We start from the raw sequence: 11,014 nt of genomic DNA, 5'->3' as shown, positions 1-11,014 counted from the left end.
ATCCATTGACCGATCCTCAGGCTGTGTAAGAATCCGAAACTCCTTGTTGGGTTTCGGATTTTTTTATGCGTATCGACCAAGCTCTCGACTTCATTCACGCCTGTCCTCCCGGAAAGTTTGAGTCCCTGTCTGACCTGCTGTCACCTGAACTGGTGCAGGCTTGCTTGGCCGAGACGGGCTCCGTCTCCTTGCGCCGACGGCGCATGCCCATGGAGCGGGTGCTATGGGCCATTATCGGGATGTCCTTGTTTCGTCATGTCCCTATGGCCCAGCTGGCCAACCAGCTCGATATCCTGTTACCCGGCGACCGGCCGTTTGTCGTCCCCAGCGCCTTCATCCAGGCGCGCCAAAAACTGGCTGACCAAGCCGTTCGACAGGTGTTCCAGCAGACCGCCACACTCTGGCATCAGCTGTGTCAGCACCCCACCTGGGCCGGCTTGCAGCTGCTGGCCGTGGACGGGGTGGTCTGGCGCACGCCCGATACTCCGGACAATGCCGGCGCCTTTGCCAAGTCGAAAACCGTCCAGGGGGAGACGCAATATCCCCAGGTCCGCATGTTGTGTCAGATGGAGCTGACCAGTCATCTGCTGACCCAGACAGTGATGGACTCCTGTGCGGTAAACGAGATGGTGTTGGCAGAGCAACTGATTGAAAAAACACCCGATAATAGCCTGACCCTGTTCGATAAGGGCTTCTACTCACTGGGGTTACTCCATGCCTGGCAACGCCAGGGCGTAGCGCGTCACTGGCTTATTCCGCTGAAAAAGGGGGCTCAATACGAGGTCATCCGCAAGCTGGGGCGGCAGGATGTGCTGGTACGCCTCAGAGCCAGTCCGCAGGCCAAGAAGAAGTGGAGCGAGTTGCCGGAGCAGTTCGAAGCCCGGCTGCTGACCCGGACGGTAAACGGCAAGGAGCGGCAGGTGCTGACCTCGCTCACCGACCCGCTGCGCTTCCCGGCCAGCGAGTTGATGGAGCTATACCAGAATCGCTGGGAAATCGAGCTGGGCTATCGGGAGATGAAACATAGCCTGCAACAGCACCGGCTGACGCTGCGCAGCAAGAAACCCGATGGAGTAAGGCAGGAGCTATGGGGCTTGGTATTGGCCTATAACCTACTGAGATATCAGATGGTTAGGATGGCGGCGAGCTTAAAGGGCTATACGGCCAGCCAGTTGAGCTTTCACATGGCATCGGTGTATCTGCTGCATGAACTCAGTTGCCTGCCGTTTGTGTCACCGGGCATGGTTCCAGGGCGTGTCGCTGAGTTGGACAAACAGGCAGAGCAGTTCAAGTTACCCGCCCGCCGAGAACGAAGTTACCCAAGGTGCATCAAAGCCAAACCACAGAAGTATGCGACGAGAAAACCTAGTAAAAACAATGCCAGTCAGGCTTAACTGACTGGCATTACCCACCATGACGGTGGGCCTTTTTCATCTTCGCAACCCAATTTGTCTGCAACAGGTCTTCCCAACAAAAGTGTTCTCAACAGAAAGGGGCCCGCAGGCCCCTTTCTTGTTGCTCAATCATCCTCAGTGGCGACCGAAGGGCCACCAGGACTTGTCGTTGTCCAGAATGTCGACCCGGGTCTGCTGCAAGGCGCCGGGCTGGCCCCCTTCCACCCGATCGAGGCTCACCCTGAACTGCTCGGTGGGCTCCACAAACCAGTCATCGATGATCAGCACCTTGACCGACTTGCTGCCCCCCTCGCCTGCGGCCCAGCTCACTGTCTGCCCGAACCAGGGCAGGAAATCCAGCCCCCAGCGCGCCGTGACCCCGTCAAGGGCCACCCGGGCCCGGGCCGGCTTGCTGAGATCGCCGCTGCGCACCAGGGGGATCTCGGCAAGCCACTGCCCCTCGTTCACCGTGATACTGGCCTGAGCCAGCGAGATGGTGGACGGTGCCAGCTTGTCCTTGATGGTCACCAGGGTCTGGTGCTGATCCCCCAGGGTCGCGCCACTCGGGTCAAACAGCTCCAGGGTAAAGGTCTCGTCCCCCTCGTGCAGGGTGTCGCTTTTCACCGGGATGCTGATGGTCTGGGGCTCGCTCTGGCCAGCTGCCCAGTGCAGGGTGCCGGTGAGGGGCGCCACGTCGCTTGCGTCCGCGCTGCCATGGACGATGCGATAACTCACGCTGGCCTCACCATGGCTGCCGTCGCTGCGACTGACACTCAGGGACAAGGTATTCCCCTCCTCCACGCTGGCGGCTGCGCTCTCGAGGCTCAATACCCCGGCGGGCGGCAGCGGGTACTGGATGGCCACCAGCACGGGATCGTGATCCGAGGCGCTGAAGGGCCCTTCGGATTTCGCCAGCTGGCCGCTGTACTTGCTGCCGTACTCGAAGAAGTTGCTCTCGGCGGAGTTGATGTGCCAATCCTCGATGCCGATCACCTTGGCTGCGAGGCTCGGGTTTGCCAGGGCGTGATCCAGGTTGCCGAGCTCCCCTTCGTAGCTGTAGGAGTAGGTGTCGGTGCCGTGGAAGCGGGTGTTGAGGTTCACAAACCCATACCCCTTGCCAAGGGCGCTGCCGCTCTCCTCGAAGGGCTGGCCCGCCAGGGTGGTGAAGGAGGCGCTCATGATCTGGCGCGATTGGGCGGCCGGATCATAGTCGGTCAGCACCCGGATGGGATCTTCCATGCCATAGGCGTTCATGTCACCGATGAGCAGCAGATCCCCGGCCAGATCCTTGAGGTGCTCCCCCAGCACCTTGGCGGCGGAGACCCGCAGCGCGTTGCAGTGGCCCTGGCCATCCAGCGGATCGGCGCTGGCGTAGTCGGGGTAATCCTCGAAGCAGGCGGAGCCCTTGGACTTGAGGTGGTTGACCACCAGGGTCAGGGGCGCATCCCCCTTGGGGGAGCTGAAGCGCTGCACCAGCGACTCGCGCATCCCCTGATTGATGGTCACCGGCTTGCCGCTGGCGTCCACCGCCTCGGCCTGCTGCACCGGCAGCGCGATGAGGCCGGCGACCCCCTCCGGGGTCACCTTGGCGGGTCGGTAGATGAGGCCCACCGTGATGGCGTCGGTGCCGATGGGCTTGCCGTCCGGCGAGGCAATCCAGCGGTAGTGATCCGCCTCATCCGGCTGGGCGGCATTGAGGGCCGCCACCAGGTTGGCGATGGCGGAGTTGTCGCCGTAGCCGTTGTTCTCTATCTCCATCAGCCCCACCACGTCGGCATTGAGGCGGGTGATGGCGCTGACGATCTTGGTACGCTGCAGCTCGAACTCCGCCACCGTGAGGGCGCCCCGGTTACTGCCGGTGGGGTTGGCATCCCCCCCCACGACCGTGGTGAAAAAGTTGAGCACGTTGAAGCTCGCGACCCGCAGATCCCCTGCCTCGGCGAGCTCGGGGGTTTCCACCCGATCCCAGCCGCTGTGATCGATCTGGCTTGCGTCGATGCGGTTGCTGGCCACCAGTCTGAACAGGTTGTAGGAGTAACCGAGGGCCCCCTCCAGCCCGTTGAGCCTGTCGCCGATGCGCAGGTAACCGTCCTCGGCATTGAAGCCGGGATACCAGGGCAGCACGCCATCCGGCGCCTTGGCGTCGGTCTCCACCACCAGCTGGTTCTGCTGGTTGCGAAGGGCCCAGTCGCTCGCCTCCTGGCTCATGGCGGCAAATTTCTGGGTCGACTTGATGAGCGGCGCGCCATAGGCCAGCACCAGGTTGTTGCGCTTGCCGTCGTAATCGAAGCTGAAGTTGCGGGTCACCACCAGGCTGGAACCCGGCACCAGCCGAACCTGCATCCCCTCGTGACGCTCCAGCAGCTGGCTCAGGCTCTCGCCCGCCACCGGCACCAGATCCACTGCCGCCGGCACTGCCCCAGCGGGCCGAGTCACCACCAGCTCGTCGGCGTTGATCTGGGTCTGATTGAAATACTCCTTCACCTTGCCCGAAACGCACACCTCGGCCCCCGGCACGAAGGCAGCGTTGGCCTTGGTGGTGTAGACGAAGAGGCCGTCGGAGGTAGCCGCATCCCCGTCCCCCTGCTCGTCCTGAATGAAGAAGCCCTTGTAGAGGCCGCTCACTACCTGGGTCACCACGCCGCGGGTGGCGTAGGCCTGTTCCGATTCGAACTTGCCGGCTGGCACCAGGGGGCTGCTGGTGCCGGGGCCCTGAATGGCGGGCACCGGCACCAACTGATCCACCGGGCAGACGAAGGCGGGCGGCTGGGTGCCATCGCAGGGACCATCGCCACTGCACCCCAGGCCACTGGCGTCATCTTTCGGGGCGGCCACGTATTCCTGCGCCGGATCAAAAGGGGACGTCGCATCAGTGCGGCCCATGGTGACGGTGGCCTTGCGGCGCAGGGTCATGTCCAGGGTCGAGACGCTCCCCGACACCCAGGCCGTGCCGGGATCCACCCCTACCTGGCCGACGCTGTCGATTATCTCGCTGCCGCGATAGAGCACCAGGGCGTCGTCACCGTTGAACACCAGGTTGCCGCTGGTCTGGGTCGTCTTGGCCAGGATCTCGGCATTTGCTGAGGGGTTGGCCAGCACCAGGGTGGCGCCCGGGGCGAGGGTGCCTTGCAGCGCCAGGCTGTTGGTGGGGGATTCGCTGATGGGTTTGCCGTTGGCGTAGAGGGCCAGCCGGTATTGGGAGAGATCGACGGCGTCGCTGCCGAGGTTGCTCAGCTCCACCGCCTTGTTGTTGCCGGACCCTTCCAGGTATTCGGTGATAAGCAGTTGCGCCTGTGCCTGTCCAGCGAGCGCCAGCCCGACGGCCAGCGCCACCAGAGAGTGTCTTCCTGACATGGTCAGTTTCCTTTTTTATTTGCAGATCATGTTATTGGCGCCCCGCACAAGGCGGGCCGCAGCACCTTGGATGCAGCCATCAACGGGAGGCATGTCAGCCCCCGGCCGAAACTGCGCGCCCACTCTGCCCCGTCGGCGCCGGGGCTGCTGCGAGCTGGCTAACAATGACAACAAAATGTTGCGCCAAGGTGACGGGCAATACCCGAATGGGCAGTGTCTGCCATCGCTGCGCAGGAAACTGTCGCCCCCCCAGCCCCTGCTGGCGGCCTCCGTCAGGGAGCGACATCGACTCTGGAGGCAAGGCAGGGGGAGCAAAACGGCGGCCCTCTGCCCGGTACCATTTCGTGAACAGCACCACTCACAGACTCCGGATCATGGGCAAATCCATGGGTGCCATACCGGGCGCCACTCCCTGCGTGGCCCGAGAAGGCAGAAAACCGGGGGTGGAACGCTCTCCTGGTGCTCTTGTGGAACCGGCTCCAGTAATGACAGAAATAACAAGAGAGGGGATGACACAAACGTTTGTTGCTTTTGCGCTCGCGAATGGCAATAGTTCTCACTTTCTTTTTTGACCGTCTCTATTCTCGAGGTGCTACAAGATGTTTCGTCACCCCCTGGCAAAGTTGCTGCTGCTCGGCCAGCTCGTCCTGGTGAGCTGGATGGCGCAGGCCGCCCCCCCCGTTGAAGTGGAAGATGTGATGGGCCGCAAGGTCTCCCTCAGCCTTCCGGCAAGCCGCATCGTGCTCGGTTTCTATCCCGAAGATTACCTGGCGGTGGCCGGTGAAGGCGGGGCCGAACGCCTGGTGGGCATGTCCCTGGGCTGGTTCATGAAGTCCCGTCCCGCCATCTGGTCGCTCTATGTGGCCAGCCAGCCACAACTGGCCAAGGTCCCCGACCTTGGCAACGTGCAGGATCAGAGCTTCTCCATCGAGAAGACCCTGGCGGTCAAGCCCGACCTGGTGATCCTGGCGAAGTGGCAATATGAGGCCCTGGCCGCCGACCTGCCACGCCTTGAGCAGGCAGGGATCCCGGTGGTGGTCATCGACTACAACGCCCAGACCCTGGCACAGCACATGGCGAGCACCCTGCTGCTTGGCAAGCTGACCGGCCAGGAAGCCCGCGCCCGGAAGATGGCCGACGAGTACAAGGCCAAGATTGACACCATCACCTCCCGCATCGCCGCCGCGAAGCGCACGCCGCCCCGGGTCTACATCGAGCTGGGTGACAAGGGTCCGGCCGAGTACAGCTACACCTATGGCAAGGACATGTGGGGCGCCATGGCCCTGCTGGCCGGTGGCGACAACGTGGCCGCCCCCTTCGTCGATCGCTGGGGCCCCATCCACCCGGAACAACTGCTGGCGAGCAAGCCCGAGGTGATCCTGATGGCGGGCTACGAGAGCGTGAGCAGTGCTGTCGCCATGCAGGTGGGCCAGGATGTGTCGGCAGAGACCGTGCGCCAGCGTCTGCAAGGCTTTGCCGCCCGTCCGGGCTGGAGCGAGCTGCCTGCGGTGAAGCAGGGTCGCCTCTACGCGGTCTATCACGGCGCCACCCGCAGCATCATGGATGCCGCCCTCATCGAGTTCATGGCCAAGGCCCTCTATCCGGATCTCTTCCAGGATCTCGATCCCCTGGCCACCTATCAGGCGTTCTATCAGCACTACCTGCCCATCCGTCCCCAGGGCACCTTCATGCTGGGCATCAAGCAGGATGACGCAAGCTAACCCCGGCAATTCGGGTGTGGCCCACCTCGGCCACGCCCTCTTCAGCAACCCTCTTGGATTGTGTGGGCGCCTCTTGCGGCGCCCGTTTCAGGATTGACATCATGAATGATTTGGCTGCCCTGCAGCAGACCCTCGCCCGGCAGCGGCAACGGGAGCGCCGTCGCTGGCACTGGCTCCTGCTGCTCGCCCTGGTCCTGTGCATTACCCTGGTGCTCGACATCGCCACCGGCCCCTCCCTGCTGGCCCTGCACGACGTGATCGATGCCCTGGTTTCCCCCGCCCAGGCCGATCCCATGACCCGCACCATCGTCCACGACATGCGCCTGCCCATCGCCCTCATGGCCCTGGTGGTCGGCGCCTCTCTCGGCCTTGGTGGCGTGCAGATGCAGACCCTGCTGGACAACCCCCTCGCCAGCCCCTATACCCTCGGGCTCGCGGCGGCGGCGGGCCTTGGCGCGGCGCTGGCCCTCTACACCGGCGGCCTCGGACTTCCTCCCCTGGTGGCCATCCCGGCCGGTGCCTTCATTGTGTGCATGTTTGCCGCCTGCCTGCTGTTTGGTCTGGCCATGATGCGCCATGTCAGCAGCCAGACCCTGATCCTGGCGGGCATCGCCCTGCTGTTCCTGTTCCAGTCCCTGCTCTCCCTGCTGCAGTTCCTCTCCTCCCCCGAGCTCAACCAGCAGATCCTGTTCTGGCTGTTTGGCAGCCTGATGCGCACCACCTGGGACTCCCTGATCATCACCGCCGTCGTCACCCTGATCTGCACCCTGCTCATCTACCGGGATGCCTGGGCCCTCACCAGCCTGCGCCTCGGGGAAGCCCGCGCCCGCAGCCTCGGGGTCAACGTCGACAGACTGCGCATGAAGACCCTGGTGCTGGTCGCCCTGCTCACCGCCACCGCCACCAGCTTCGTCGGCGTGATCGGCTTCGTCGGCCTGGTGGCCCCCCATATCGCCCGCATGCTGGTGGGGGAAGATCAGCGCTTTTTGATCCCCCTCTCCGCCCTGTGCGGCGCCTGCATGCTCTCGGCGGCCTCGGTGCTCTCCAAGTCCATCATTCCGGGGGCCCTGTTCCCCATCGGCATCGTCACCGCGCTCATTGGCGTGCCTTTCTTCATCTGGTTGATCCTCGGCAGGGGGCGTAAACGTGCTTGAAATATCCCGACTCTCCCTCTCCCTCGGCCAGCAGACCTTGCTGCGGGATCTCAGCCTCACTCTGCATCCGGGTCAGGTCCATGTGATCATCGGCCCGAACGGGACCGGAAAGACCTCCTTGATGCGCACCCTCTTTGGTGAACTGACCCCGGACAGTGGCGACATTCGCCTCGGGGACCAGAGTGCCCGCCAGATGACGCAGGCCAGGTGGCGCCAGCAGTTTGGCTACATGCCCCAGAACATCCAGCTGGAGCTGGATCTCAGCGTCATCGAAGTGGTGGTGCTGGGGCGCCTCGACAGCCTCTCCATGCGCCTCGCGGACGAGGACATCCTGGCTGCCGGCCGGGCCCTGCAGGCGCTCGGCATCGCCCATCTGGCGGATCGCCCCCTCTACTCCCTGAGCGGCGGCCAGCGGCAGATGGTGCTCTTCGCCCAGGTGCTGCTGCGCGCCCCCCGCATCATGATGCTGGACGAGCCGGTCAGCGCCCTGGACCTGCACCACCAGATGCAACTGATGGAGCACCTGTGCCAGCAGACCCGGGAGCAGCAGTGGATCACCCTGGTGGTGCTGCACGATCTCAACCTGGCCGCCCAGTTTGCCGATCAGCTGATCGTGCTGGCAGGGGGAGATCTGCAGGCCTTCGGCCCCCCCGCCCGGGTGCTCGACGCGGCCCTCATCGAGCGCCTCTACCAGGTGCCGGTGGAGATAAGCCACGATCAGCACGGCATCCCCTTCCTCAGAACCCTGCGAAAGACATCATGACACAGTGCTGCGCCACCCCGACGACCACCGCCCCACGCGCTGGCGGGAGGCGATCATGAACGGCGCCTCCTACTGGCGGGACTGGCAGGGCATGAGCCCGGCCGCCCGCCTGCTCATCACCAATGGGCTCGCCTTCAACCTCGGCTTCTACATGATGATGCCCTTCCTCGCCCAGCACATGGGCAGCGGGCTCGGCCTGGCCGGCTGGGCCTGCGGCCTCGTCATGGGGATGCGGGTCTTCAGCCAGCAGGGGCTCTTCCTGCTGGGCGGCACCCTTGGGGATCGCATCGGCTACCATCCCGCCATCGTCTGGGGCTGCCTAGTACGTTCCTTGGGCTTCGTGCTGCTGGGCTGGGCCGAGTCCCTCCCCATCCTGCTGCTGGCCGCCGCCCTCACCGGCTTTGCGGGGGCCCTGTTCACCCCCTGCGCCCAGGCCTACCTTGCCAGCGAATGCCACAACCCGAGCCAGCGTCAGCGCGCCTTCGCCCTGCACAATCTGGCCAGCGAGGCGGGCATGCTGCTCGGCCCCCTGGTCGGCCTCACCTTGACCCAGCAGAGCTATACCCTGACGGGGATCCTGGCGGCGAGCCTCTTCGCTCTGCTCGGAGTGCTGCAATACCGGATGCTGCCCAAACGCCCGGTGAGCAACCAGAGCCCCCGTGGCGCCATCTTGCGCCAATGGGGGGAGATAGTGCGCCAGCGCCCCTTCATGGGGTTCACCCTGCTGGCAGGCAGCTACCAGATCCTGTTCCACCAGCTCTATCTCGCCCTCCCCGCCCATATCCAGAGCCTGCCGGACGCCACCCACCTGCTCGGCGGCGTCTTCACCCTCTCGGCGGTGATCGGTGTCGTGCTCCAGCTCCCGGCCTCCCGCCTGGTGGAGCGCCGCCTGGGGGTGCCGCTCGCCATGGGACTGGGGATAGGCATGATGGGCTTGAGCTACCTGGCCCTGCCCCTGCTGGCACCCTGGCCGACGGCAGGCGTGTTGACGCAGGTGGCCCTGCTTTCCTTGGGCTCCATCCTCTGCTTCCCGCTCTTCGCCGCCCAGCTGCCCCGCTACGCCCCCCCTGAGCAGCTCGGCAGCTACTACGGCTTCTATGCCAGCGCCGGGGGCTGCATGGCGCTCTTTGGCAACCTGCTCATCGGCTTTATGCTGGGGGATGCGGGCAGTCGCCCCGCCACCGCCATCTGGCTGCTGCTGGCCCTCGCCGGCCTGCTGGCCGGGTTTGGTCTCTATACCCAACTGCGCAAGGATGGCCAGGTTCAACCTGCTCCCCATCAATAAACAGGGCGGCCAAGGCCGCCCTGTTTTTATCTCACTCTTCCTGCTCCTCACCTTATCCACTGAACTCGAAACAGGGTAGATACTCAGAGATCCCCTCATTTTTAGAGACTCAAATAATTCCAAGTGTGCGGGTATATAAGCGGTGTTGCTTCAGGTAGTAGATAAATTTACCCATCAACAAGACCGCATTGGCTTCTTTCATTTTAGGCAGCAACTGGTAATAAATGACCCCTTGCCGAAAGAACGAATAGGTTCGGCTCTTGCTGGTATTGACCTTGATCGTTCTCTCTAGACCGACACTGTCTCCAGCCTTACCCAGCAGCGTCAGCAAGACGATGGCCAAGGCACTGAACAAAAACAGTCGGTCACGCCGGACCGGATTACTGATGTGCACATCTCCCATACCCATGCCGAATTTGTAATCTTTGATATCCCGAAAACTGGTCTCGATACCCCAGCGCTGGCCGTATAGTTGCAACGCCTTGGCGGCACTCAGATCGGTCCGGTTACTGGCCAGAAACCACGCGTCTTTCATGCCACTCTTGTGACAACAATAGACCCGCTCGACAGGCTGTCGTTGCCCAGTGAGCTCCACCTCCTTGAGGGTTCGGGTGCGCCCGGTCGGCGTTAGCCAGTCGCGGGCGGGAACCTGCTCTCCACCAGAGTAACCAACCAAAATATTTCCTTTAAATCTAATGATATAGGCAAAGCCTAGCTCTTGTTCCAGGCGCTCGAACAGCTCCATGTAACCAAACCCACGGTCAGCGACTACCGTCACGAAGATACCTTCTGGCAGGGTCTGCTTGAGTTTGGTGAGCAGCTCTTTCTCATGGGCATTGCGTTGCCCTTTGAGCAACGATTTTCGATGGGTTTTCCACAGCAGCGGAGTACTGCGGCCATGGTTGGTTTGCAGGCTGATAACCAAGGTGCTGTGATCATCGGCATCGAATTCGGTCCAGTCCATGGATACCACGATCTCGGTGCGTTCACCGACCACATAGGGAACCCAATCGTCAAAGAGGCTCCAGACGTTGAGCTTGGTGTTAGTGAGCAGGCGGTCCACCTGTTTCACCGCATGTTTGCGCTCGAGACCATTGGCCAAGGAGAGACCATTCCCGATGGCGTGGATGGCCAGCGAACCGGATTCGATAACCCCGAGGGTTGCATTGGCCAGGGAAAGAACACGCTTGGCATGCATGTCCTGTCCAAATATCTCGTTGATGTGGTTGAGGATTAGATCGTGGTTAAACATGGCGATTATCTGTCGGGTATTAGCTGGTCAAGGATGGCGATCATACCTCAGAAGCCGCGCCACGCCTCGCTCATACGAGGGGATGGTTAAG

At 62.9% G+C, this 11,014-nt stretch carries 7 protein-coding genes; 5 read left to right on the top strand and 2 right to left on the bottom strand.

The features are described 5' to 3' along the window. Positions 1 to 65 precede the first annotated feature (65 nt). On the top strand, positions 66 to 1,394 hold the full coding sequence (locus AB5Y54_RS04290) for an IS4 family transposase (RefSeq protein WP_010676218.1): 1,329 nt from the start codon (positions 66 to 68) through the stop codon (positions 1,392 to 1,394). A 135-nt stretch (positions 1,395 to 1,529) separates the two neighbouring features. Here AB5Y54_RS04290 and AB5Y54_RS04285 read toward each other — a convergent pair whose 3' ends face one another. After that, complete coding sequence (locus AB5Y54_RS04285; protein ID WP_254203460.1) at positions 1,530 to 4,748, bottom strand: ExeM/NucH family extracellular endonuclease; 3,219 nt, start codon at positions 4,746 to 4,748, stop codon at positions 1,530 to 1,532. A gap of 599 nt (positions 4,749 to 5,347) precedes the next feature. On the opposite strand from AB5Y54_RS04285, the gene AB5Y54_RS04280 reads away from it, so the two are divergent. From AB5Y54_RS04280 to AB5Y54_RS04265, 4 genes are all read left to right on the top strand, one after another. Then, positions 5,348 to 6,469, top strand: coding sequence for an ABC transporter substrate-binding protein (locus AB5Y54_RS04280; RefSeq protein WP_109112853.1), 1,122 nt, complete (start codon positions 5,348 to 5,350; stop codon positions 6,467 to 6,469). A 101-nt stretch (positions 6,470 to 6,570) separates the two neighbouring features. Further along, entirely contained in the window at positions 6,571 to 7,623 is a 1,053-nt protein-coding gene (locus tag AB5Y54_RS04275; RefSeq protein ID WP_010674675.1) for an iron ABC transporter permease, read from the top strand. Then, complete coding sequence (locus AB5Y54_RS04270; protein WP_109113033.1) at positions 7,616 to 8,386, top strand: ABC transporter ATP-binding protein; 771 nt, start codon at positions 7,616 to 7,618, stop codon at positions 8,384 to 8,386. Before AB5Y54_RS04275 ends, AB5Y54_RS04270 begins: the two co-directional genes overlap by 8 nt. A gap of 55 nt (positions 8,387 to 8,441) precedes the next feature. After that, positions 8,442 to 9,671: an MFS transporter gene (locus AB5Y54_RS04265; protein ID WP_109113034.1), complete on the top strand. Its 1,230-nt coding sequence runs from the start codon at positions 8,442 to 8,444 to the stop codon at positions 9,669 to 9,671. Between the two features lie 109 nt (positions 9,672 to 9,780). Here AB5Y54_RS04265 and AB5Y54_RS04260 read toward each other — a convergent pair whose 3' ends face one another. Continuing rightward, the gene (locus AB5Y54_RS04260; RefSeq protein WP_053288703.1) at positions 9,781 to 10,923 is read right to left on the bottom strand and encodes an IS4 family transposase; all 1,143 of its coding nucleotides are present in this window, start codon (positions 10,921 to 10,923) and stop codon (positions 9,781 to 9,783) included. Positions 10,924 to 11,014 lie beyond the last annotated feature (91 nt).

The sequence above is a fragment of the Aeromonas sp. s9 genome (assembly GCF_040907765.1).
In the GTDB taxonomy this organism is placed as follows: Bacteria; Pseudomonadota; Gammaproteobacteria; order Enterobacterales; family Aeromonadaceae; genus Aeromonas; species Aeromonas caviae.
The sequence above is the reverse complement of the archived record's forward strand: the minus strand, read 5'-3'. Positions and strand labels throughout refer to the sequence as shown.

Coding starts and splice junctions, on each gene's coding strand:
- AB5Y54_RS04290 (WP_010676218.1), top strand. CDS start 66: ATGCGTATCGACCAAGCTCTCGACTTCATTCACGCCTGTCCTCCCGGA.
- AB5Y54_RS04280 (WP_109112853.1), top strand. CDS start 5,348: ATGTTTCGTCACCCCCTGGCAAAGTTGCTGCTGCTCGGCCAGCTCGTC.
- AB5Y54_RS04285 (WP_254203460.1), bottom strand. CDS start 4,748: ATGTCAGGAAGACACTCTCTGGTGGCGCTGGCCGTCGGGCTGGCGCTC.
- AB5Y54_RS04265 (WP_109113034.1), top strand. CDS start 8,442: ATGAACGGCGCCTCCTACTGGCGGGACTGGCAGGGCATGAGCCCGGCC.
- AB5Y54_RS04260 (WP_053288703.1), bottom strand. CDS start 10,923: ATGTTTAACCACGATCTAATCCTCAACCACATCAACGAGATATTTGGA.
- AB5Y54_RS04275 (WP_010674675.1), top strand. CDS start 6,571: ATGAATGATTTGGCTGCCCTGCAGCAGACCCTCGCCCGGCAGCGGCAA.